The sequence below is a fragment of the Bacteroides sp. OF03-11BH genome, from assembly GCF_003604005.1.
Classification (GTDB): domain Bacteria; phylum Bacteroidota; class Bacteroidia; order Bacteroidales; family Bacteroidaceae; genus Bacteroides; species Bacteroides ovatus.
Genome location: NZ_QTMW01000004.1, coordinates 1,457 through 24,472, shown reverse-complemented (window position 1 = coordinate 24,472; position 23,016 = coordinate 1,457). Strand labels below are relative to the sequence as shown.

The window sequence follows — 23,016 nt, the reverse complement described above, 5'->3', positions numbered from 1 at the left end:
AGACCTGCCATATCCTGGAGTCTGTCTGCCCGTGATGTTATCCTCTCATCGAATTCCTGTACTCACTCGGGCTCATTCCATAGTACTTCCTGAACACCTCCCTGAAATATCTGACATCGGAGAACCCCGAGTCATCCGAGATTTCCGTTATCGAACAGTCTTTTTCCCTGAGCAGTTGTGCCGCATATTGCAGCCGCATGGAGCGGATATAGTCAGCCGGGGCATGGCCGGTGAGCGCCTTCAACTTGTTGAAAAATCCGGTGCGGCTCATGTTCTGCATGCCACAGAGCATGTCCACACAGAAACCGGGGTTGTCGATATTCTTCATGACGCATTCCCTTACGGAGGCCATGAATTTCCAGTCCCGGGTATTGTGGCAGTCCGGCGGAACCTGTCCGACTCCGTCCTCAAGACCGGCGTATACCCGTTTGAGCAGTGCCCGGTTTGCCAGTATGTTCCTGATATTCGCCCTGAGCACGTTTATGCTAAACGGTTTGGTGATATAGGCGTCAGCTCCGTTTTCCAGCCCCTCCAGCATGTCCTTCTCATCTCCCAAGGCGGTCAGCAGCATGACCGGGATATGGGATGTCTCAATATCGGATTTGACGGACGCGCAAAGTTCGTCCCCTCCCATTTCAGGCATCATAACGTCCGAAAGTATCAGGTCCGGATTGTATTCTCTCGCCACAAGCAGCGCGTCCCGTCCGTTGGAACAGGTTTGGACCAGGTATTCCTCTTTCAGCAGCCCCTCAAGGTAGGTCCGCAAATCGTCATTGTCCTCCACAATAAGAATACGCTGCCGGTCCCCGCCGGTCATTGTTGGAAGGATCTCACGCATGGGGCCGCAATCCGGTCCCATGCGGGTTTCCCCGGTATCCTGTTTCCTGGGCGAAGCAACGGGGCATGCCTTGTCAAGGCGTCTGCTCCTCAGGGGAAAAATAACACATACCATGGTCCCCTTCCCCTCGGTACTGGTAACGCGGACCCTGCCTCCGTGCAGCCTTACCAGCCTATGTACCATCATCAGTCCGACACCGTTTCCCGCCACTTGCAGATTGACGGCATTACTGCCCCTGAAATGGTTCCTGAACAGTTTCTTCCGTTCCTCAGGTGGAATGCCAATCCCCGTGTCTTCCACTTCCACACCCCATACATGCCGGTCCGCGAAGGCACGGACCTGGATACTCCCGCCCCGTGGAGTGTACTTCAGTGCGTTGGACAGTATATTCTTCAATATAGAGTCCATTTTGTCCTTGTCAAACCGGACATTCAGGTAAGGGAAGCCGCTCTCACGGGTGATATCGATGTCCCTGATGGAGGCATATGTGCGGAATGCCTCACAGGTCGTCTCCAGATAACTGTTGAGCTCATATTCCGAGACATGAAGTCTCAAGGTGTAGTTGTCCGTACTCTCGAAATCTATCAGGCTGGTGACCAATCCCAGAAGTCCGTCCACGCTTTTCAGGGCCATCCGTACATTGTCCATCCCCTCCGCCTTCACCATGTCTTTCTCCACCACCTCTTCCAGCGGAGCCTTGATCAGCGTAAGCGGAGTACGGACATCATGGGCAGTATGTATGAAGAAGCACGTCTTTTCGTCTGATATCCTTTTCTGCCTGCGCAACATGGCAACGCGAAAAGACACCACCCCAGCCAACACACACAATGACGCATATCCGGCAATGGCCCATGTACCCGCCCACAGCGGCCGGGCGACACTCAGACCGAGGCTTCTTTCCTCATACACCTTGTATTTCTCCTCATTGGAGACGGCACGGATACGCAGGGTGTAGTTGCCTGGGGGCAGGCTCGTGAACTGTATCCGCCCGCTCTGGACCGGATGGCTCCAGCCCTCGTAGAGCCCCTCCAATTTCCATGAATATAGGATGTTCGAGGGATAGTCGTAGTTGATGGAGACAGCTTCCAGGGAGAAGGTATTCTGGTCATATGCAAGTTCCAGCCTGACGGTATTGTCAATATCCTCCCTCAAGGGGGATCCCTTGTCCCCGGGATAGACGGGGCGGTAGGAGATCATGAAATCCCGCAGGAGCATCCGAGAAAAATGCGGGGCGGGTATCCTCATGTCGGAGGGGAACATGACGGCTCCGGTGTTACTCCCGAACACGAAGCTTTCCCCGTGCCGGAAAGTGGATACCCCGGCATTGAGGCATACGCTTGCCAGCCCTTGTTCTGCCGTCCAGTTTCTGAAAGTGCCGCTCTCACGCCGGAACAGGGCCACGCTGTTTTCGGTCCCCAGTAGCAGGGTGCCGTCCGCACGGGGGACAATGGTATGGATGTTATTGGATATCAGGGCGCAGTTCTCGGTCTGGTATTGGCGGACGAACCTGTCCTCCACGCTGTCATAGACGAGAAGTCCCGCCCCGCCGGTGCCGATATACAGGAGCCCGTCCGGTGCCTGGTACAGTGCATAGACATGAACCGCCTCGACTGGAAAGGCGATATGTCTGCAGGTCCCCCCGTGCCCGTCAAGCAGGTACAACCCCATGCCGGTACCGATCCACATCCATTCCGGAGCCTTCTCCAGTATGGCGGTGATGGGGCCCGGGACCGGGTACAGGCGTACTGTGCCGTCATGGGGATCGAAACGTTTGAGATTGTGGCAGCCCCCTGTCCATATACATCCTCCGGAATCTTTTCCGATGTCATTGATATACTGGTCTGGACGCCCCTCTGCTGCAAAGGAGGGGGGAAAGTATTCCACCCTCCCGGTTTTCTTTTCGATCCTGTACAGGCCCGAAGCGTACCCGCCGGCGCAGATGACACCCGGCGAGACCTCGCAGAGCGTCAGGAAGATATGGTTCCCGCCATCCTGTATCCCATCGGACCGGCTGAGAAAGGAGCGCCACCGTCCTACCGCAGGCTGCAGCAGGCTGATCCCGTTGCTGGTGGCGAACCACAAGTCGCCTTCGCTGTCTTCGATGACATCATGCACCTGATCGTTAACCAGCGACCGGCTGTTGCCCGGTGAGTGCCGGAACCATTCATAGCTCTGGTAGCGGTTATTCCGGATTGTGACTCCGGCGGGGTAGTTGGCAAGCCAGATACGGTCCCCGCCATCCACATAAATGTCATTGATATTGTCTCCGTTCATGCCGTTGTGGCTGGCGTAGTCGGCGGTTATATAGGGTTTGGGCACTAGCGAGTCCATATCCATCCTGTATACCCCCCTTCCGCCCGTGGCTATCAGCAGCTCCCGGTCATTGAGAGGGGTGATCCGGTTGACGGCCACATTCCGCAGCGTACTGCCTGCGGACACTCCGTATACAAGTATGCCCTTCCTGAAGGTTCCCACGAACAGTTTCTTCGAACCGGGGTGGTAGTAGAGTTCGCTGACCGGCGTCCGGATGCTGTCCGTGTCCGCAAGCGCCTCAAGGACACCGTCCCTTTCCCGTACCGGAAAAAGTCCGTTCACGGTACCGATGAAAAGGTTTGTACCGTCCGTCTCGCTGATAGCGGTTATATCACCTCTTAAACGGGAGACCAGCCGCTGCGCAATGCCTGTGCGGGTGTCATAGCGGATGATATGGTCACCCTGACAGAGCCATATGCGGTCCCCACGGTCCATATAGGCGTAACAGAGCATGCCCGTGGCGAAGTCATCCTGAAGACCGGGTATCCTGTATACCATCCGGAAACGGTCATGGAGGGTGTCGTAATGGAAAATACGGCCTTTCCTTCCCACAACCCACAGCGTGTTCTCCGTGTCGGTGTAGAGCCAGTTCAGATTGACTTGCGGGGCCACCTTCAGATTGCCGTCAAGAACAGTGTAATGCCTGATCCGCTTGCCGTCATAACGGTCCATCCCCTCCTGGGTGAGGAACCACATGTATCCCCTCCCGTCTTTTTGGATACGGTAAATCCTCCGGTTACTCAATCCGTCCTCTATTCCCAAGTATTTATATATCTGGGCTCCGCACATGGAGGAAATTCCCAGCATGAGGAATGCGGACAGTATTCTTCCCATATTCCGAACACGTGTCATTCTGATGTAAATTAGACAACAACTGTTGCAAATATATAAAAATATAAATTAATATACAAATTTAAACATAACCTCGGATGTCGGCATCAGGCGGTATGTCCTCAATGTCATGTACCCCGGAAAATAGCTGCATACGGGACCGGCCCATGATATGAACATATTCCGAGAGGCGGTTGTTCAATTGACCCGACGGAATTATGGCTTGCCGGGCTCGGGACTGTCCGCAAGGGTACGTTGGTCCGGTGTGCGGAATACCATCCATACCTCCGGTCCGAATTTATATCCGCGGGTGGTACAGGTGCCGGTCGAGGTTTGGCAGCCCCCAATAAAGCGGGCCGAATTGTTTGTAAGCACTCTTACCCTCATGCCCGATTTATAGATAATCTTCCAACAGTAAGAAGTTATAATTCGCATTTAAGAACAATGGCGGGCATTTCTTGTTAATATTATAATCATATAAAAGAGGCGCATCCGTTAGTGCCAGATTTGTTCACCACTTTCATCGTTGCGTATCGTATTGCGAGTTGTCCGTATCAGATGTTTATCCCCTCTTTCTTAAGACTTCCTGAGAACTGCCTGGGAAAGGACGGCTTTCCGCATTGCGACTTCATCCACAGCCCTTGGCGGTATAGCCATGCCTTTCACGGGGACTACGGTTGATTCATGCGACACAGCAGATTCCGGTGCTATAACAGGGTTGCCTACATACTTGTGCCTCTTTTCAGCTTGCTGTCCAGATCCGAGTTGCGCACTTTACCCGCAGGTTGGACGGTTGTACATAACAATATTGATCTTTTTGGGGGCTAAAAGTCGAATATCCCCTTAAAGTAAGCGCCTGAGTAAGTACATCTTCTACAGTTCATTTTCCCTCCTTACTTTTGCTGCAAAAAAAATAATATCCTATGATGCAGCGACGTAAACACATGATGAGCAGAGAAAAATTTATCTCCGTTCTTTTCCGTCAGCAGCAGAGTGGTTTGTCCATTGCTGATTTTTGTGAGAATGAAGGTTATAGCCGTAGTAGATTCTATCTTTGGAAACAAAAATACGGTATAACGGAGCGGGAGTTATTGGCAGAAGCCTCCCGCTTAGGGGTTAAAGACAGCTTTGTCCCCATAGTAATCAATGGCGACACGCCATCCCCCGGTATATCTCACGAGGCTCCCCTGCCATCTCCCCAGCCTAGCGTCCCCTTTCCCTTGAAAGGAAAGGACAGCTCTGAAATATCCTTGGAATTACCCAACGGATTGAAGTTGAAGTTTAAAGGGTCTTCCGGCTGTGAAGCTGCCCTGAATCTGATCTCTAAAATATATAATGCCAATGTTCTGCCTAAATGACAGCATGAGATATTTCCTGTGCCCCGGTTATACGGACATGAGGAAAGGTATGTTCACTCTTTGCGGCCTTGTGCATGAGAGGATGGGAGGCGACATCAGAAGTGGGGAGGTATTCATTTTCTACAACCGTTTCCGGACCAAGATAAAATTGCTCCATGCCGAACCGGGCGGTCTGGTCCTTTATGAGAAACTGCTTGAAGAAGGCACCTTCAAGATACCCGCCTATAATCCTGCCACCCGTTCTTACCCCATGACCTGGAGTGACCTGGTCGTTATGGTGGAAGGCATCAATGAAGATGTCAGCAAAGGCAGGCAAAGACGGCTTTCCAATTTGAAAAAGCATTGGTAAAACAGTTGTAAACAAACAGCTTGAAGGCTTGTTTTTCTTGTTGTTTTTGACTATCTTTATATCATCAAAAAAAAGATATTGAATGGCAAAAGAAGATGCAACCGGACAAGCTGTGGAACCCTCAATGGAGCAGCTGCTGGATATCAACCGTAAACAGAGTGAGATCATCTCAGCCCAGGCAAGGACCATAGAAGAACTCCGGGGTACGATAGTTGAGTTGAACGCCTCCCTGGCATGGCTGAAGAGGAAGGTGTTCGGAAAGATGAGTGAGAAATGCAAGCCTGTCGATAACGGAGACCCGAAGCTCCCTTTTGACTATGGCGACCTGGAACAGATAGAGGCGGAAATCGAAGATGCCCGGAGCAGGGCGGCTGAACAGATTACCGTCCCCAAGTCCCGGGCCGCCAATAAAACGCCGCGCCGTAACCGGGTCGTCATGGATAACCTTCCGGTTGTAACAGTCGTCATCGAACCGGAGAATGTCGATTTAAGCAGATACGTCAAGATAGGCGAGGAACATACCAGGACCCTTGAGATGAAACCCGGCTACCTCTATGTGAAAGACACGGTACGTCCCACATACGCCCTGAAAAATGAAATGGAGGCCGTTGATAACGGAGAAAAGGCTGTAATAACCGCTCCCATGCCACTGATGCCCATATATAAAGGTATGCCAGGGGCTTCCATGCTCGCTGAGGTCCTTTTACAGAAATACGAATATCATGTCCCGTTCTACCGACAAGTGAAACAGCTGGAACATCTGGGTGTGAAACTGTCCAAAAACACATTGGACGGCTGGTTCAGACCGGTCTGCGAGCTTCTCAGGCCACTTTATCTGGAACTCAGGAAGAAAGTACTGGCCGCAGATTACTTCCAGGTTGACGAGACCACGCTTCCGGTTATAAACCACGACAGGCATAAAGCCGTAAAAGAATACATCTGGATAGTCCGAGCGGCTGTGCCGCGTCTGCCTTCTTCCATTACGACAACGGATCGCGTTCACAAAAAGTTGCGGTCAGGCTTTTGAAAAACTTCAAAGGATATCTCCAAAGTGACGGCCATCCCATTTATGACGCCTTTGAGGATGGGGAGGACGTATGTCTGTGTGGGTGTCTCGCGCATATCCGCAGACATATAGAGCTGTGCAAGGAAGAAAATCTGGAATATGCCATGCAGGGACTCAAATTTATCCAGGATATGTATAATGTGGAATACATGGCGGATAAACAGGAACTCCCGTATGAAGGACGTGCTGAATTACGCCAACGTCTATCCAAGCCGATGCTTGACAGCTTTGAACTCTGGCTTAAAAACACATACCCTAAAGTTCTAAAACGAAGTCTTATGGGAAAAGCCATAGCCTATGCCTACTCCCTGCTGCCAAGAATGAAACCGTATCTCCATGACGGAAGAATTTTCATTGACAACAATCGCTGTGAGAATGCCCTGAGGCCACTGGTCATATCAAGAAAGAACATGCTGTTCTGCGGAAACCACGAAGCGGCTGAGAATACGGCTATAATCTGTTCCTTGCTTGGCTCATGTAAGGAACGTGGTGTCAACCCCAGAGAGTGGCTGAATGATGTGATCAGTAAACTCCCCTATTATCTGGCTCCCAAATCAGACAGAGACCTGAAGGAACTGCTACCGGATGTATGGAGAAAATAATCAGGACAGTTCCGGGAAAATGCAGGAAAAAACGGGAAAAAGCGAGACTGACACTCAATGACAACCCTGAGATAAGTTGGTATATGGAAATTGAGATGCACTTACAATGGAGTGCATCCCACTGAAAAATTGAATGCACAAGATGTAGTTGAGCAGTCGCTTACCCCTTAAAAACAAGGAGCTGACGCATGTGTACAGCCCCTTATTTTTTGTATAGCCCGGCCTCCTCTGGCATATTGCCGTTGCTTCCATCTGTAACAAGCAAAATCAGAATCTATATGCGGAACTTTTTGTTCCCGTAGCTGAGAAAGTCCTTCGTGGCATATTTCACACTGAATGGTCCGTAGTCACCGAGAGCCGAATGCGCAATTTGCTTGTCCGGTTCTGTCACATGCTCGACAGGTTCTCCCGTAGTATCAGTATCCTTGTATGACATAGGCTGCATGCTGGCGATGGCTGACCCGGTAGCCGCCGCACGCAATTTCCTGAACGCATTGGAGAGGATTCCGTCCATCATTGACCAGTACAAGGCGAAGAACGAGGTGCAGGAAAAGGAGGTCTCACAGTTGTAGGAGATAGCCGGGAAGGTATGGAAGAAGGAGGACGAACTGAAACAGTTGAAGTCCGAACTTGCAGCACTCGACCGAAAGATACAGTTGGAGCTTGAGCCGCCTACGCCCGAAGTCGCCGAAAAGGAGAATGACGGACAGGAGGTCAAACCGGATGCGGAAGGTGTACGAAACGTATCTCCACAACACACCGAAGATGTGCCGCAGATACGCAGCTCGGTGAATGAACGCAGTCCGTCTGGCAATTTTATTGCCGACCACATCATCATCGGGCGGCCGGGATTCAACGTCCGTGACGAGTGCAAACCGAAAGGTATAAAAATGTGAACGAGTGTGCGGATATATATGGCAGGATTGGGAACATACCATTCCTTTTCCTGCTTTTTCCATCAATATGACATAATGGCAAGGATACCATACAACAAGCCCTCGATTATATCAAAATAGGGTGTTGAAAGTAAATCGTCATGGCAAATCCGCCATATATTCAGTATTTTCGCTAATTTTGCATTCAAAATAGTTAGGCATAATAAAATGGAACCATCTATATACAGTTATTCACTTTGTATTGCGCTACCGTTGATGTTGTTCTTCGGCTTTTATTTTTTGTTGGCTCCAACCTCGGAAAAAGCCATTTTCAATAATTATCTGCGTTCCCGGCGAATTATGGGGGTAGCCATACTGTTACTTGCCGCCAACTATTCGGTACATTTCTTTTTTGGAATCAGGTTCAAGAATACCGATGCCGCCATCCTGATGAACCTGTCCACCTATTTTTTGTGCTACTGGTTGTTCAGTTCGGCCCTCACCACTCTGCTTGACCGCTTTTATATCACCAAACGTCGGTTACGGACGCATATCTGTCTATGGATACTGTTTTCCATCCTTTCCGGCATCGTTCTGCTGTTGTTACCAAAAGGTGGTTTACAGACAACGGTGATGTTTGCCTTGGCCGCATGGTTGGTTATCTATGGGCTGTTCTTGACCCGTAGGCTTCTCCGGGCCTATCACAGGGTCATCCGCATTTTCGATGACACCCGTGCGGACGACATCGGTGCCTATATCAAATGGCTTTCCATTTTCACCTACTGGGCTGTCACATTCGGGGTGGGATGCGGACTGCTGACATTCCTGCCTGATGAATACGTCTATATCTGGATTCTGTCATCGGTACCGTTTTACATTTATCTCTTCCTTTGCTATCTGAACTATCTGCTGTTTTACGAACAGGTGGAAAACGCGATGGAAGATGGCATGACTTCTGAAGAGGAAGACCTGTGTGACACCACAAACCGGGAACAGGCACAGAGGCAGGATACTCCTTTTTTCCATGCCGAAATAGCGAAAAAAATCAAAGGTTGTATCGATGCGGACGGTTATATCCGGCCCGGCCTTACCATAAAGGAGCTTTCAGATGTGCTTCATACCAACCGTACCTACCTGTCCGGGTACATCAAAACTACGTATGACATGTCGTTCCGCGATTGGATTATCGGACTTCGTATAGAATATGCGAAACGTCTGCTTGCGCGATATCCGAGGTTGACGGTTGCCGACATCTCCGAGAAATCCGGTTTTTTGTCACCAAGCCATTTTATAAGGCTGTTCAAGGAAAATGCGGGCTGTACCCCTAAATGGAGGAAAACAGAGGCGGAATAATACGGTGTGTTATGGATGGAGGAATAGCCCAAACGACAAAAAATAGCCTAAACTACAAAACTAAAATGTTCTAAACCACAAAGATGTGCGATTCTGACAATTGAGACAATTTTTATAGGCAAGAATCGGGCTGAATTTAAATCTTTTCGCTTATTTTGCACTTGTCGGTTGAGCCTGCGTCATCTCCAAAAAGAGTAAAACAGGGTTTTATGGGTGATTTTAACGTGTGTAAAAGAAAATGCTACCCAAATAACTTCAAATAAAGACAACTCTATTTCAAGCGGCAAATGAGTTCTACAGCTTGAATTTGAATAATACAAACAATAGGATTCTCCTTTAAAAAGTCATGAAAAAGATTCATTTACTTCATTACTTATTGTTGTGCTACATGGTTCTTGCGGTAGCTACATCGTGCGGCGATGACGAGGATGACTACGCCCCCGACAATGTAAATGATCCCGAGAAACTAACTGATCCTTTGCCTACTACCGACCAGTTAGGCGTAACACACAACAACACGCTTTATTACCTTTCGTTCTGGAGCAAAGAAGACCATATGATATCCGAGAACATGATAAACCGTTACAAGGAGGCGGTTCCTTATGCTCCGGGAAAGAAGATGGAGGTTGGCGACGCGTTCTTCTTTACCCGGCAGGACATTGACCGGATTCAGTCGGATACCGATTTGCTGGCTGACATCAAGGATATGTTCCATAAGCGGAGCATCGTGATGATGATGGAGGGAGGAACGAACGAGGATTTTAATACCGTCTGCACGTTGCTGGATTGCTATAATCCTTATGCGAAGGAAGATGAGTCTTATTCGGACGAACTGCCGCTGTGGGTATTTTCTGGACCGCTTCCGTCGGCGAGCGGATTCTATTCCAAGCTCAATGCGCTCAGTACTGCTACCGGAGCTGATGGCAAAGAATCTGTACAGACGATTAATGAATACGGGCAGGGATTTCATTGCGACATGACAAGTCAAAGTTTACAAAGAGCCCTGGAACCGAAAGCTCCGTCAAACGGTTCGTCGGATTTGAAAAACTTGATATCTGCCTATATCGTTATCGGTCAAAATAGCTATACCGCACCTCCTGTTCATGGACATGAAGGTAAAGGGACAACCGATAATTTTCAAGTAGAAGCTAAGATATGGACCGCTTATAGCAAAGACCGGAAAGAACATTTTTATTTGGTAAATCTGGGTTTTATAGCCTATGTAGAACCTTCTTTTTATGGAGAATGGCATACCAAGGTCAGTACTCTGAAAATGAAAGGGTATGGCTTTTGCCTGACTGACGTAAATTTGGAATTCGCTCCGGTTCACCCGAATGGTGCCATTATTCATGCACATTCCCCGCAAACTACGGAACGCCAGAGCTCTTATACCAGCAGTGTCTCTTTCGAGTTAGGAGGAAGTGTCAGTGTCACTGGACCAGAGATTTCAGGAGGAATAAGCATTTCCAATAGCCATACGGAAACAATAAATGATATTGAAGTTATCAATAGAACCAATCCGGCCCAAGGAAGCCCACAGCTTAGGTGGTAGTTTAATTTACGCGAACCTTCTTCACATTTTAATATGTTTTGTTACGCGTCGAGTGCTGTCAATGGAGGTGCTAAGGCCGGGATAACCACTTGTAGCTTGTCCACAGATTTTATTATTTCTGTACCTGATGGAGCTGACAACGAATGGAAAGTAAGCATGTATCCAACACTGAAAACATATTTCTTTAGTGACCTTTTTGGATTCCATGATCAATATGAAACGCTATTTGATGATGCGGCAGAAAGCTGGATTGGCATCGAAAAAGTTTTTAACTTGCCGACTGTCGATCTGAAAGATGAATGATTTGTTACGTTGATATTAATAATTTCTAAAGTTATTGGATTATGAGAAAAACATTCTTGGTGATGAGCAGGCTTATCGATTTATTTGTGGATATCTTGCCTATAGATGAGCTTGGGTTTAAACATGTCAAACTTCAATCAGAAGGGAGACCACCGTATAATCCTGCAACATTACTAAAATTGTATTTATATGGTTATAAGCACTCAATAAGATCATCAAGAAAGTTGGAACACTTCCTGTAAAGTAAATGTGGAATTATGGTGGCTATTAGGAGGCTTAATGCCCTCTTTTCGGACAATTGCTTATTTAAAAAAAAATAATGCGGAGGCTTTTAGAAAAGTCTTTAGGCAGTTTGTCCTTATGCTAAAGGATATGGGTCTGATAGAAGGCGAAACCATAGGTATAGATTCTTTCAAGATATTTGCCCAAAATAGTCTCAGAAACAATTATACACAAAAGAAGATAGACAGACATCTTGAATATATAGATAACCGTATTGAAGAATTTGAAGTAGCTTTAGATAAGACTGATAAAGAAGAAGAAAAAGAACTTCTTAAATCTAAGATTAAATTACAACAAGACAGGCGTAAGAAATACGAAACTCTTGATACGGAATTGAAGAATAGTAATGATACTCAAATAAGTCTAACAGACAAAGATTCAAGAGCATTAATGTTAACCAATAATGTATCAGGAGTTGAATATGCGGTTCAAGCAGCCTTTGATAGTAAACACAAATTATTGGTTCACTCTCATATTGGAGCATCAACTGATAAAAGAGAACTATCAACAGCGGCATTGACCGTCCAGGAACTACTACAATTAGATTCGTTCAACACACTTAGCGATGCCGGTTATACTAGCGGCGACCAACTACAAGCCTGTAAATATTCAGGAATATGTACTTATTCATCGCCTATGCCATCAACATCACCTAATTCGAATTCCATACCACTGGCTGAATTTCATTATATAAATGACGGAGATTATTATATCTGCCCTTGTGGAGAACAAATGACAACAACAGGGAAATGGAGAATCCGTCCCAATTATAGATCAAAAGTATATAAAACATCAGCTTGTGTAAATTGCTCAATAAGAGAAAAATGTACTCAAAATCAAAATGGCAGAGTAATAGAAAGAAGTGAATATCAAGATGTAATAGATGAAAATAACGCCAGAGTTATGAATCATCTGTTGCAAGGGCGCGCAGCAGACATTCGTAATGTCGCACAACTTCCGCCTCTTCACCGCCCTGACGGGAACTGCCACAGCCCCCCAAAAACAGTCCAAACAAAAAGACTAAAACAGTTGATCGTTTCATGGTGCTGTTTGTTTAATGGTTAAATTACTGGTCATGCACACAACGGACACTACCGCCCAGCAGATAATGATAACCATAATATTCATTAAACCCTGCAGGTAACCCGGCCGGACTATGAATGTCATTACCGGCACCATGCATTAAGGCCCATCTATTACGATTAACCCTATATGTGGGCGCTGTTTTTCCAGCTCCGATATCAGGATTCCAATATATTCCTGTATGTAATACAGAGGCAGGAGAATGTCGTTGAGGTGATGAATATATCATTGGAGTTTGTGTCCAGATAGCTAAAACGCCTTCTTCATATCCACCATCGGGGGCAGATATGGCTGGAAAAGACTTAGCTATTCCCGCACCGCTTTCTATCAATCGAGTAAATACAACAGGATAAGAGCCTGTTATAGACTGTATCAGATTAATAACCTCCCAAGCCGTAGGGAGTCGCCAGCCATCGGGGCAGGCACGTTGGGGAATACTGCCATAATAAATGGGTCCGACCATAGCTGGTGCCAAAGAATATGAACGAGGACGAGCAGCCATATTAGGACCTCCTTCCCTACTGGCGTCTATCATCCAACAAACACCACCATTACCCATACGGGTAGTCTGATAGTTACTGCCACCGATACGCATAAGTTTCATGGAATTTCCGAAACCACAAGCCGGTTGCTGGCTTACATGCAAACGATATTCCAATTCGTTAGCAGAATTTCCTGTTCGTATGGAAAGGACAGCACTACGCATATTCTGGGTAAAGTTCTTACTGTTTGCCGAAATAGTAACCGTGGCTGGTACTCCCGCTGTACCCGAGGTTTGGCTGAGTGAAATCCATGAAGGTTTTCCGGTTATTTGCCAATTGGTATTCTCTGTAGTTATATTTACGGGTAATGAAGCGACACCTATTTGGATATCACCGTCAAAAGCGAACACCCGTTTGTCCACCGTCAGCCGTTTGTTCCCTCGTACTATTACTTCTTCTTGTACCTCGTTCCACGGCACGATACGGCATTTAAGGGTATGGTTTCCTTTGAAAGCTTCCTCGGGAGTTTGGGCCGGCAACCCGTCCACACTTTCCACTTGTACTTTATATTCATGATTACGCAGAATATCCATCGGCACTCCCGAACCGTAGTCCTTGAAGTCGAGGCGGTAGTAACCGTCTACCGACGGCTTAGAGCCGGTGAGATACGGCTTCACGTGCATAACCAGACAAAGGTCGTCCAGCGCATTCCCGCCCGAGGGGCGGTTCTTGTTGTCCACCTCGCACAGGTAGAACGTCTTTTGTGAGCCGTTGAAAATACCGATATTCCCGGGTGACACATCGCTGTTCAATGAGGTGAATGTACCCCGTGTCTGCCGTGCCCCGACGGGTACGGTGGGAGTATTCACTTGCTTGCCCGTCACATTATAGTTGTCCGGTGCAATGCGTCCTTTTGCCCGGTAATTGTACAGCCGCAGATCGTTGTAATAATAGAAAAAGCCTTTTAGGTCGGATTCAAGAGGATTGATAAGCGTGAACTTAGCTACCGCACGTATCATCGTCACCTCTTGGGGAGCGCCAGAGGGAGAGAAACCTTCGCCCACCGCTTGGTTGGGAAGCTCGCCCCACATGGGTATGCCATTCGTAAAGTCGGGTGCGGCATCCGTTCCGACATCGAATGCCAGGCGGTTCATTACCCCCTCTTTCTGTTCTCCGAATGCAGCAGCAAGGGTATTCACCTGCTCACGGACATTGGCAAGCACCACGAGTGTCTGATGTTCGGGAGCTCCCATCAGCTGTACACGTACGGTTTGTGTGCCGATATCGTATGTACCCTGTGCACGGTAGAAGAATGTACCTTTCTTTATATTCGTAGGATCTGCAGGATCAACCTTGAATGAAAGTACATCTACAGTATTGATTCCATTTTCATCTATAGCACGTGTCAGCGGCGCACGCGTTTCGGAACTTTGCGAGGTGTTCATTTCAGCAGCCTGTTTTGAAGCACCGGTTTTAAAGTTCAGGTAAATAACGGCTGTATGTCCGTTCGCTTGCGGCACCGACTGCTCCGCATCATCACTGCAAGCGGTCGGAAGGAGCGCCGCCATTGCAATCCACAGCACAGCTGAGGCATGTCGCCTCCACAGATATGCCACACGGGTGAAACCGGATAAACCGGAAGTCTGAAATCCTATATTCATTTTTCTTCTTTTTTTAGTAATATATCTATTTTTTATATCAACTTTCTTACAAACTAAATTGCATCGGTCATATACCGTCTTACTTATTTATCGGCGAACAGACGAACGGAAAACCCGTGGTGTTTAACGTCTCTGTAGTTCGCGAACGCAGAGTACGAGTAGAAAGACACGTTCCAAGCATTGCCGAGGAGGCTGGGAAACTCCGTGCTCGACCAATACCGACCATATTCGCCTCGGGCTTCGAGCAAACCACTCGAAATGAACGTTGGGAAGGAGATATAACCGGCAGCCGGAAAAATACGAACGACAGCCTCGGAAGTATGGCTATCCCACCAAGAATCATTATTGATAGTGCTAATGTTTCCTGTAAATGCGCTGCCCAAGTAAACACAATCCACTTTCAATAGGGAAGTAAAGTCATGGTTGGCAAACGAACCCACGCGGGTGTAACGGTAAGCACAAACCATATTATTATCAGTAGCAAGAGGGAAATCGGATAGGGAAGAATCATCGATAGGATTACCGGTACCTTGTTTGAAACGCAGAGCGTAACAAACACCGTTACCCGAAGAGAAATAATCGTTGGCGAAAGTTTTTTTGATGCCACCGAACTCAATAGCCTCGTTGACATTAGAAGTATTAGTAGGGGAATCATATTGGGTATTACCGCTGTAGGAGAAAACGCCCGTCAACTCCCAGCGGGAAGGCAGGTGGTAACCATAACCGGGATGCCCCAGTTTAAAAAAGACATCATCAAAGAGCTTCTTGGCATTTGGATTGTAAGTATCATTATTCTCTCCTGTGAGCACGTACCAATTATAATAACCGGATTGGTCATTGCTATGGCTCGAAGCCCAATGAAGATTAGGGTCAGTCTGGGCTGCAGTGGGAGAAATACCCGGAGGAACGGAAGAAATGAAAGGAGAATTATAGATAGAGCCACCGGCGAGGTTATATTCGGCAACATAATCCAAAGGCGTACCGATCTGCTTAATATTGATTTTAGTATAAAGTCGTCCAGCCCGTATCTACAGATAACCATCCTTGAATCCCTTGCCATTCGTGATGGCCTGCAATTCCTCCGTAACCGGATTGGTGAGAGTGGCGCCAGCCGCCCCACTGTTTTGACTGGGTTTCAGCCATGAATTAGAAACTGAAATTGTTGTTCCGTCGGCATTATAGGCACCGACCTTCCACCCACTGGGGTAATTGGTGCGCACAGAAAATTTGTTCTGTGTGCTTGTGGCATCGTGCTTGCCTTGAAGTGTCATCGCCGTTCGGGTCACTGCCAAGAAATGCCCCGATTCATTGAACGTTATATCTGTGAATGCGTCTATCACGATGGGCACTACTACGATGTTATGGTTGGTAAAGTTGTCCGGGCTGGTTACAGCCTCGTTCAAAGTGGCAAACCCCGGCCCTTTCACTTCCTTGATGGTGAAAATATAGCGGTGGTTGCGCAGAATGGGCATGTATTTACCCTTTTCGTAAGGACTCGTGCCACCGCCCTTGATACCGTCCCATGTATAATCCATTCAGTAGTAGTATTCTCTTCCTTGATAGGCAAGATTTATAACTATACAAGGACGGCTGCCGCCGGAGATAGCCGACTGTTCATTCAAATAATAAGTGATGACATTCGGAGATGCGGTGTTTGCAGTTCCCTCAAGCGGGTGCCCGCCACTGACTGCTGGCTGCGATGTGGCAGGCAGTGTGGGAGTCATGTATCCCGACTGTGAAGCGGTGGTATTGTATGTAGCAAGATCTACCCAAACGCGTCCGTTGCCTACGGAATTGACGAAGTAAACCTTTCCCGCAGCTGTCGTGGCTCCCGAAGTTGTAGGATTGATGATATCCACCTTCGCCAGCATGCGGATAAGCGGTATTTCCTGCGCAATGGTTTGCGACACACCGGCTTTCAGTTCAAAGCCTCCCGCCGGGGCATGCTCGCCGTACATGGGTATGTATGTGCCCGTACCTTCTTGTCCGAACCTACCCACGACTTCCACTTGCTTAAGAGCATCATAGGTGGAACCGGCTGTTATATTTGCCAGTTCTGTTTGGGCATTAGCTATGAGAGCTATACGTTTGTATCTGCCCGCAATAACGGGCACAGAGAAGTATTTCGTATCCGAAGAGCCTGAAAGTGTATGCAACGAGCTGCCCAGAATATCATATTTCACCTTGACTTTCTCCGTACCGCCTTCATCGGCAAACATCAGTACGGTAATCTCTGTTATCCCTTTCTCGTCTACACCACGAGTATTCGCCGCCCGGAAATCGGGAATCCTGACAGAAAGTGTCACTTCGGCCGTCTCACCTTTGCCGGACACGGGCGGAACAGGAAGAATGAGTTCGTCTTGCCGGCACGAAAGTACGAGCGGCAGTAATAACAGGACCGACAGCAGGTTGCGGAACGGTATGATGATTGAACTACTTGGCATAATATATTGTTTTATGATTTGCATTTCATGATTGACCGGTGCGTTTTTTACACTCCTCCGGGTTTTACATTCTGATTTTCCCAATTCCTGATCGTTATTTTCGCATGACCGTTTGTAAAGGTAATCTCGATAGGAATGGTTACTTCAATATCTTCCTCCATCGGTATGTGGTAGCGGGCAATAAGCCCTGCCAACGAAATCGGGGGCACGATATGGTTTCCCGTGGTGGGATCGATAATTTCCACCATGCCGGGGGTATCGGCCTTGAAACGGGGGATGTCAGTCGTGGCATTAGCATGGCGGTTGGTGACATCATATGCTACGGCAGGCTGGAATGTCTTGTTCCGGCTTACGGACTGGAGACGCCATGTGCCCGAGGTTTCGTCGAACACCGGTCGCAAGGCTGACTCCATGCCCGTGATGTGTACCACAGGCTGCACGCTCACACCATCAAGGTGAAGACTTACACGGATAGTGCCGGGGCTGAAATTGACAGTATGGTCTCCAGTCTCGTGCTCACTGACCGTAAGTGGCGTGACAGCGAAAAGAAGCCGATCAAGCGTGGGGATGGAAGCGGAAGTCTCCGCATGCGGGTGTGAGGCGGAAAGGTTCCTTATGGTTTCTCCTTCGGAAAAGCCGCCGAGCTTGGTCTGTGCATCCGAAGCATTCGCCCAGAGCACGACAGTGTAGTTTCCCTGCGGCAGATACATCTCAACACCCTGCAAACGGTCAAGTTCACTCTTCTCCAGCGTCTGCATATGCTCAATACTGCCATCGGGACGGTACACACACAGCCTCACCCTCTGAACACGCTCTCCGAAAAGGTCAGCGGCAGAGCCGCGAGGCTTGTAGGTAAATCGTAACAGGGTATCCAGAGGGCAGCCCTCCAGGGACTCCCTGATGCACCTCGACAAGACTAAGGTTAAAATACCGGAAAGCATCAGGAAGCGTATAGCTTTATACAATTTCATGCGTAGTATCTTTTAGGTGAATAACTGTGGTTATGACTTTATATGAATATACGTGTTATGATTTAACAGGTTATAGAAATACAGGTCGTGAGGTCAGGGCAAAAGACACCCACGACCTGCTTACATTCCGCCGTGCGAGAGGAACTGGTGAACTAGTAAAATGAGCTAAAAATCTCCTCTACGCAAACGGACTTGTAAAAGAAACAAACAAATACAATATACCTTGATGGTATGACAGTTAGAGATTAGGCTTGACAGGAACGACCGTCCAGGCTTTTACCGTCACCTTCAACCAAACGCTGACAGCACTGGTATTAGGTATTGTGGAAAGGTTGCTCTCGTCAAATGTAAAGTCGGCTTTCGAGATAGTATAAATCTTTCCTTTTTCCAGTTCTACAATATTGCCACTGCCATCTTTGAATCCTCTCACGGTGATAAACTGGTCACCTGTGCCGAAATTCACGCTGCTGCCGGCCTTAGCAGCCAAATTACTCAACTTAAATACGAGCTGGAGTTGCTCGTTCGCGTCAGTACTGTTACCGTTAGGAACAACCTGATATGCCCAACGTTGCCCTGCAGTTGGCGGAATGACTTCCTTTGGGATACCTGTAGCAGCGACGGCAGACTGGTCAAAGAGTTTTCCAGCGTTAGCAGGGGTGTAAAGCCCCTGTCCTTGAGCATAGGCAGCAGGAGTAGCACCATATTGTACTTTCGTTCCCACAACGGTACCGGCCAGGTTGAACTTTTCAAAGAAGTTATTCACATAGATTCCTTCCAGCGTAAAACCATCCACCGCACTGGAGGCCGTAGTCGCCAGACCTTCGATTTCGACACGTGCCACGGCAGGACCGATTTCCACTTCGGCATACTTGTCACCGTCCGTTATTCCAGGGGCATAAGGCAGGGCCGGACTACCGGTAGTCCATGTCTGCAGGGGTTTGTCATCGCCGCTCAACACCACATCCGCAACTGCAGACTGGCTTGTGATTTCCAGTTGTACAGCTTTCAATGCAGCTACGGTTCCACCTGTAGGCAATGAAGTTCCGGCAGGAATATTACCACATACCGTTACAGTGGTAGCCGCCGCGGGTACATCCGTTATTTGGGTACCGGTAGTCAGATTCGCAATCGTGATGGGAGTGGTTGTAGTCGCGTTCACATATTTCAGAATGCTGGTCCCGTCATGGAAGTATACATGCAGATTACTTACCGTAGCAACCGTTCCCGAGGCTACAGGAGGCTCGGTCGATCTCGTCAGCGTCGGCAACTCCAGCTTCATGAATACGCTTCTCGCTTCCCCGTTCTTTACGTCAGGCACTTCGATGTCATCGTTACTGCACGCGGTGAATGCTGCAGCCATAGCAACCATTGTAAACACGCTTAACAAACTTTTTTTCATAATCATTGTAATTAAATTGTTAATAAAAAAATAAACACTAATAAAACACTTGTTAATATTTAATTCGTACTTATACTTTTTTTCCTGTTTTGTTCTTTCTACTTTTTACTATTTCCCTTCCGCTATCCTGTCCAGTTCCATACGGAGCCCGAAGAACTTGGGAATGAGGTCCGACAGTTCCGGATCCAGGGGAATACGCAGGACAAGATTGGGATTCATGCGGCAGGCCGCAAGCATATGTTCCACTGCTAAGTAATCATCGCCCTGCCGGGCGCTTACCACAGCATGCAGGTATTCCTTGCGGGAATCTACGGGTAACTGGTCTAAAAGAGCGGAAGCCTCTTTATGATAACCGAGCTGTGTCAGGCAAAGGGCGGTGTTATAGTCAGGCCGTTTTTCCAATATCGGCAAGGCTTGCCGGTATTGTCGCTCTGAAAGGAGCCGCAAGGCTTCGGCATACTCTTCTCCCTGCGGAGTATATACGGGACCGCTTGCCGCAAGAGAGTCTGTCTCCGCAGAAGCTATGACATATTGGTCCAGAGCGGAACGGTCAACCAGGTCGCTAAGCGAGGCCACAATGAAGAGCAGCGTGTCCGAGGCGGCAGGCCGCCATGTGCTGCGGTCGGTGGCTTCCACGATAGACTCTAGCCGCACACGGAGCTTTTTCATTCCATCGGTGACGGGCAGAGAATATACATAGTTGTAGATATAATCATGTCCGGAAACTGAATCCGAATTCTGGCGGACCATCACGGAGTCGATATAGGGGAAGGGAATCATACGCCGGCGGATTTCATCACGGTTACGGTCATTCATCTCATTTTCGGCAATCCGGTCGTAGAAATAACGGTGGCGGGAGATGTCCATCGAATCGGTGGCGGTGAGGACATAGTTGTGTATGTTGGACAGGCTGCGCCCCCCCGTTATAAAGGTCACGGAATTTCGAAGGTACACGATCGGCGGTAAGCTCGCGTTCCAGCCGGTACATCGGCCAAAAGGAGGCCGTACGATGATATTTACGGTCATAGGAGGCCCACAACCCGAGCGTGTCACGACCAGCCACATAGCGCCGTACGCTTTCTTCGATCCGCTTGCGTTCCAGGCGGTGACGGAGTGTCGCACGGTTGGCCTGCGTACGCGTGTTCCAGAAATTCTGGCGTTCAAGGGCAAGGCGTTTCCACTTCTCGTAGGCAAGCTGACGGTCGCGCTCCTTGCCGTAAAGTTCATAGAAGAACCTCTGCCGGCAGGCGATATCCTTATTGATGCCTTTACGGTCAAGATACACACTATCATAAGCCGAAGGATCGACAATTCCATTAAGAAACAGCCTGTACGCCTTATAGTCCGCTTCCTGCATGCGGGTAAAGGAAGAACCGGAAAGCACAACAGGTGGTAGCGGGAAGCCTGAACTGTCAGAGGTGCAGAGCATCGGGGTGAGTGTGACACGCCAGCAACTGTCAATCAGGAGGGAAGGGACATGGATATTGAATTCCAAACGCACGGAACCTTCCCGCATGGTGACCTGCTTGACGACCGTGCGTGCAGCGACGATGTCAACACCGCCCAGGTGTATGGTTTTCCATACGTCATCCGTACTGTCGGAGACCTCTTCGAACTCACCGGGAAGAGTGTCCGAAGAAGTGGTGAACCCCACCTGTTCGGCAAGCACTCCGGAAGGTGCGCTCTCCTCGTGGGGAAGAAAAATATTAGGACGGCCGGACTGCATAAACAGCCGCATAGTCCGCGGTTCGCGGGAAGTGGAACAGGACACGGCCAGTAACACTCCCGCGCAGAAAGCGGCGGCCGTTATGTGGGATTTGAGATACTTATTCATCATTCAACTTTTTATATCTTGTTTCAACAGATAAGATGGTTTCAGAAAAGATAAACCAGATTAACGGCGGTACGTGTGGGTGTCACATAGACACCGGAGCCCTTGCCGGTACGCTTACCGCAGTTCACGCAACGGTAACGTTCCCAGTCGGCCCAGACAACACCGAGACCCAGTTCGAACTCCAGATTCCAGCGACGCGAAAGGGGGCGCACCAGCCCCGCAGAAAGCCCGCCGCCGAAAGCTGTGCCTTCGTAACGGTAGCGATGTCCGAACAGACCACCCGCATTATATATGGAGAACACACCGTGGAGCCCGATAAAACAACCCCTTCCGTAAGTTTCGCGCATCCAATAACGCACACCAGGCTGGACTGTGAAGTTTTTAAGCTTGCCGTCATCCCAAAGACGGAAAGGATTGTACTGTACGGGAAGATGGGCGGACCAATGCGTGGAAAAAGCCATGGAACCCTCCACATTCAGATTCCCCGTACCTAAACCCACCAGATTGGTTCTGACAGAATAAAACTGCGCGGAAACCTTGTCTGAATACACAAGGCAGGCCAAGACACAGGCAAAACATAAAAAGTACTTTTTTCTATTCAAATTCATAATTCAAACTAGGATAACTCAAACTTTAAGTGGATAAACAAAACATGCACCCAAAGTAAACGGATGAAAAGCTGTGTCATCATAATAAGACTGTTCTTATTCTACGTGCAACCTGTAAAAATGAAGTATTTTAATGAACAAGAAACAGTTTTATATTATCACATCTGTTTTGTTTTTCCTGGTTGCAAAAGTAATAACACATAAATCACGAGTTACAAAATGAAACCACAAATCTAACGTCCGCATTGCATAAAACATTATAATACAGAAACATAAAGACTTCGTTCTTCTTATTTTTCTAACACGACGCCAACAGATGATTTACAACCTTAAAAAATATAGGGCAATCAATAAGTTTCTGACAATTGACTGGAATAGTAACAGATATTATAATGAAAGCATCTTCATACTTTCCGGACATACCTCCCAGGAGAATTAAACCTGTTATGGCTTACCTCCATGACAAAACCATTCTACAATTACATCATTCCGGTATTATGGCAAAAACAATCTGAACATATTCTAGATTTAATTACCGGATGATGCATTAGTCATTGGAACCTAGTATAAAGTTGAAATACCTATCCCAGAAGGCTTAAGAATAATTCTTTATTAGCTGTTTCCGTAGATTTAATACGTGATTTGAGCCGTGACTTGCGAGCGTATACATTAGCCACCGTATCCTTCATGAATAAGCTAATTACTTGCGGTGAAAATCCTACAAAAATATAGCATAATAACCTGGTGTCGGAAGCTTTCATAGTTGGAAAATCTTCCTTGAGCTTGTACATGGCATTGTCATGACAAGTGTT

General features: G+C 48.0%; 19 protein-coding genes and 3 pseudogenes. 10 read left to right on the top strand and 12 right to left on the bottom strand.

All coding sequences use genetic code 11. From position 1 onward, the window contains the following. Positions 1 to 37 precede the first annotated feature (37 nt). Together DXA54_RS03930 and DXA54_RS28135 are read right to left on the bottom strand one after the other, a co-directional pair. Positions 38 to 4,003: a hybrid sensor histidine kinase/response regulator transcription factor gene (locus tag DXA54_RS03930; RefSeq protein WP_120079001.1), complete on the bottom strand. Its 3,966-nt coding sequence runs from the start codon at positions 4,001 to 4,003 to the stop codon at positions 38 to 40. 195 nt (positions 4,004 to 4,198) lie between these two features. Then, complete coding sequence (locus DXA54_RS28135; protein WP_008643590.1) at positions 4,199 to 4,369, bottom strand: hypothetical protein; 171 nt, start codon at positions 4,367 to 4,369, stop codon at positions 4,199 to 4,201. 536 nt (positions 4,370 to 4,905) lie between these two features. Here DXA54_RS28135 and tnpA point away from each other — a divergent pair. The 3 genes and pseudogenes from tnpA (at position 4,906) to tnpC (ending at position 7,357) form a co-directional block, all read left to right on the top strand. Next, positions 4,906 to 5,340: an IS66 family insertion sequence element accessory protein TnpA gene (gene tnpA, locus DXA54_RS03920; RefSeq protein ID WP_004308135.1), complete on the top strand. Its 435-nt coding sequence runs from the start codon at positions 4,906 to 4,908 to the stop codon at positions 5,338 to 5,340. Further along, entirely contained in the window at positions 5,324 to 5,689 is a 366-nt protein-coding gene (gene tnpB / locus DXA54_RS03915; RefSeq protein WP_004318658.1) for an IS66 family insertion sequence element accessory protein TnpB, read from the top strand. The genes tnpA and tnpB overlap by 17 nt, the downstream gene beginning before the upstream one ends. 82 nt (positions 5,690 to 5,771) lie before the next feature. Continuing rightward, positions 5,772 to 7,357 (top strand): annotated as a pseudogene (tnpC, locus tag DXA54_RS28775) (IS66 family transposase). Positions 7,358 to 7,631: 274 nt separating this feature from the next. Here tnpC and DXA54_RS28130 read toward each other — a convergent pair. Further along, the gene (locus DXA54_RS28130; RefSeq protein WP_010537621.1) at positions 7,632 to 7,874 is read right to left on the bottom strand and encodes a hypothetical protein; all 243 of its coding nucleotides are present in this window, start codon (positions 7,872 to 7,874) and stop codon (positions 7,632 to 7,634) included. Here DXA54_RS28130 and DXA54_RS28460 point away from each other — a divergent pair. The 6 genes and pseudogenes from DXA54_RS28460 to DXA54_RS03875 all read left to right on the top strand — a co-directional run. Then, a pseudogene (locus DXA54_RS28460) lies at positions 7,804 to 8,253 on the top strand (DNA methylase); the annotation flags it as partial. The gene DXA54_RS28130 and the pseudogene DXA54_RS28460 overlap by 71 nt on opposite strands. Before the next feature lie 207 nt (positions 8,254 to 8,460). Next, the gene (locus DXA54_RS03895) at positions 8,461 to 9,585 is read left to right on the top strand and encodes a helix-turn-helix transcriptional regulator (protein ID WP_004318663.1); all 1,125 of its coding nucleotides are present in this window, start codon (positions 8,461 to 8,463) and stop codon (positions 9,583 to 9,585) included. A 346-nt stretch (positions 9,586 to 9,931) separates the two neighbouring features. Then, positions 9,932 to 11,137, top strand: a complete 1,206-nt coding sequence (locus DXA54_RS03890) for a hypothetical protein (RefSeq protein WP_004308143.1) — start codon at positions 9,932 to 9,934, stop codon at positions 11,135 to 11,137. Between the two features lie 33 nt (positions 11,138 to 11,170). Beyond that, positions 11,171 to 11,440: a hypothetical protein gene (locus DXA54_RS03885; protein ID WP_004318665.1), complete on the top strand. Its 270-nt coding sequence runs from the start codon at positions 11,171 to 11,173 to the stop codon at positions 11,438 to 11,440. Positions 11,441 to 11,481: 41 nt separating this feature from the next. After that, a complete protein-coding gene (locus DXA54_RS03880; protein ID WP_004318667.1) occupies positions 11,482 to 11,682 on the top strand; it encodes a transposase in 201 nt (66 codons plus the stop codon). 130 nt (positions 11,683 to 11,812) lie between these two features. Next, positions 11,813 to 12,787, top strand: a complete 975-nt coding sequence (locus DXA54_RS03875; RefSeq protein WP_224202418.1) for a transposase — start codon at positions 11,813 to 11,815, stop codon at positions 12,785 to 12,787. Position 12,788: 1 nt separating this feature from the next. On the opposite strand, the gene DXA54_RS03870 is transcribed toward DXA54_RS03875, so the two are convergent. The 7 genes from DXA54_RS03870 to DXA54_RS03840 all read right to left on the bottom strand — a co-directional run bounded on the left by DXA54_RS03870 (position 12,789) and on the right by DXA54_RS03840 (position 20,698). Next, the gene (locus tag DXA54_RS03870) at positions 12,789 to 14,948 is read right to left on the bottom strand and encodes a BACON domain-containing protein (RefSeq protein ID WP_004308145.1); all 2,160 of its coding nucleotides are present in this window, start codon (positions 14,946 to 14,948) and stop codon (positions 12,789 to 12,791) included. 83 nt (positions 14,949 to 15,031) lie between these two features. Then, positions 15,032 to 15,922: a hypothetical protein gene (locus DXA54_RS03865; protein WP_004308146.1), complete on the bottom strand. Its 891-nt coding sequence runs from the start codon at positions 15,920 to 15,922 to the stop codon at positions 15,032 to 15,034. Positions 15,923 to 15,976: 54 nt separating this feature from the next. Then, positions 15,977 to 16,483 (bottom strand): hypothetical protein, encoded by a 507-nt coding sequence (locus tag DXA54_RS03860; RefSeq protein WP_004308147.1) that lies wholly within the window; start codon positions 16,481 to 16,483, stop codon positions 15,977 to 15,979. Further along, positions 16,484 to 17,392 (bottom strand): fimbrial protein, encoded by a 909-nt coding sequence (locus DXA54_RS03855; RefSeq protein ID WP_004308148.1) that lies wholly within the window; start codon positions 17,390 to 17,392, stop codon positions 16,484 to 16,486. Positions 17,393 to 17,439: 47 nt separating this feature from the next. Then, positions 17,440 to 18,333: a FimB/Mfa2 family fimbrial subunit gene (locus tag DXA54_RS03850; protein WP_224202606.1), complete on the bottom strand. Its 894-nt coding sequence runs from the start codon at positions 18,331 to 18,333 to the stop codon at positions 17,440 to 17,442. Positions 18,334 to 18,601: 268 nt separating this feature from the next. Further along, positions 18,602 to 19,762 (bottom strand): hypothetical protein, encoded by a 1,161-nt coding sequence (locus DXA54_RS03845; RefSeq protein WP_004318672.1) that lies wholly within the window; start codon positions 19,760 to 19,762, stop codon positions 18,602 to 18,604. Positions 19,763 to 19,870: 108 nt separating this feature from the next. Further along, a complete protein-coding gene (locus DXA54_RS03840; RefSeq protein ID WP_225693909.1) occupies positions 19,871 to 20,698 on the bottom strand; it encodes a hypothetical protein in 828 nt (275 codons plus the stop codon). A 419-nt stretch (positions 20,699 to 21,117) separates the two neighbouring features. On the opposite strand from DXA54_RS03840, the gene DXA54_RS28370 reads away from it, so the two are divergent. Continuing rightward, positions 21,118 to 21,630 carry a hypothetical protein gene (locus tag DXA54_RS28370; RefSeq protein ID WP_171033839.1) on the top strand — a complete coding sequence of 171 codons (513 nt, stop codon included), beginning with the start codon at positions 21,118 to 21,120 and terminating at the stop codon, positions 21,628 to 21,630. 7 nt (positions 21,631 to 21,637) lie between these two features. On the opposite strand, the gene DXA54_RS03830 is transcribed toward DXA54_RS28370, so the two are convergent. Continuing rightward, the gene (locus tag DXA54_RS03830) at positions 21,638 to 22,204 is read right to left on the bottom strand and encodes a DUF3575 domain-containing protein (protein ID WP_004318675.1); all 567 of its coding nucleotides are present in this window, start codon (positions 22,202 to 22,204) and stop codon (positions 21,638 to 21,640) included. 581 nt (positions 22,205 to 22,785) lie between these two features. After that, positions 22,786 to 23,016: pseudogene (locus DXA54_RS28455) on the bottom strand (hypothetical protein); the annotation flags it as partial.

Bases quoted from the DNA above. Each gene is read 5' to 3' on its own strand.
- DXA54_RS03930 (WP_120079001.1), bottom strand. From the start codon at position 4,003: ATGACACGTGTTCGGAATATGGGAAGAATACTGTCCGCATTCCTCATG.
- DXA54_RS28135 (WP_008643590.1), bottom strand. From the start codon at position 4,369: ATGAGGGTAAGAGTGCTTACAAACAATTCGGCCCGCTTTATTGGGGGC.
- tnpA (WP_004308135.1), top strand. From the start codon at position 4,906: ATGATGCAGCGACGTAAACACATGATGAGCAGAGAAAAATTTATCTCC.
- tnpB (WP_004318658.1), top strand. From the start codon at position 5,324: ATGTTCTGCCTAAATGACAGCATGAGATATTTCCTGTGCCCCGGTTAT.
- DXA54_RS28130 (WP_010537621.1), bottom strand. From the start codon at position 7,874: ATGATGGACGGAATCCTCTCCAATGCGTTCAGGAAATTGCGTGCGGCG.
- DXA54_RS03895 (WP_004318663.1), top strand. From the start codon at position 8,461: ATGGAACCATCTATATACAGTTATTCACTTTGTATTGCGCTACCGTTG.
- DXA54_RS03890 (WP_004308143.1), top strand. From the start codon at position 9,932: ATGAAAAAGATTCATTTACTTCATTACTTATTGTTGTGCTACATGGTT.
- DXA54_RS03885 (WP_004318665.1), top strand. From the start codon at position 11,171: ATGTTTTGTTACGCGTCGAGTGCTGTCAATGGAGGTGCTAAGGCCGGG.
- DXA54_RS03880 (WP_004318667.1), top strand. From the start codon at position 11,482: ATGAGAAAAACATTCTTGGTGATGAGCAGGCTTATCGATTTATTTGTG.
- DXA54_RS03875 (WP_224202418.1), top strand. From the start codon at position 11,813: ATGGGTCTGATAGAAGGCGAAACCATAGGTATAGATTCTTTCAAGATA.
- DXA54_RS03870 (WP_004308145.1), bottom strand. From the start codon at position 14,948: ATGAATATAGGATTTCAGACTTCCGGTTTATCCGGTTTCACCCGTGTG.
- DXA54_RS03860 (WP_004308147.1), bottom strand. From the start codon at position 16,483: ATGGATTATACATGGGACGGTATCAAGGGCGGTGGCACGAGTCCTTAC.
- DXA54_RS03855 (WP_004308148.1), bottom strand. From the start codon at position 17,392: ATGCCAAGTAGTTCAATCATCATACCGTTCCGCAACCTGCTGTCGGTC.
- DXA54_RS03850 (WP_224202606.1), bottom strand. From the start codon at position 18,333: ATGCTTTCCGGTATTTTAACCTTAGTCTTGTCGAGGTGCATCAGGGAG.
- DXA54_RS03845 (WP_004318672.1), bottom strand. From the start codon at position 19,762: ATGAAAAAAAGTTTGTTAAGCGTGTTTACAATGGTTGCTATGGCTGCA.
- DXA54_RS28370 (WP_171033839.1), top strand. From the start codon at position 21,118: ATGCGGGTAAAGGAAGAACCGGAAAGCACAACAGGTGGTAGCGGGAAG.
- DXA54_RS03830 (WP_004318675.1), bottom strand. From the start codon at position 22,204: ATGAATTTGAATAGAAAAAAGTACTTTTTATGTTTTGCCTGTGTCTTG.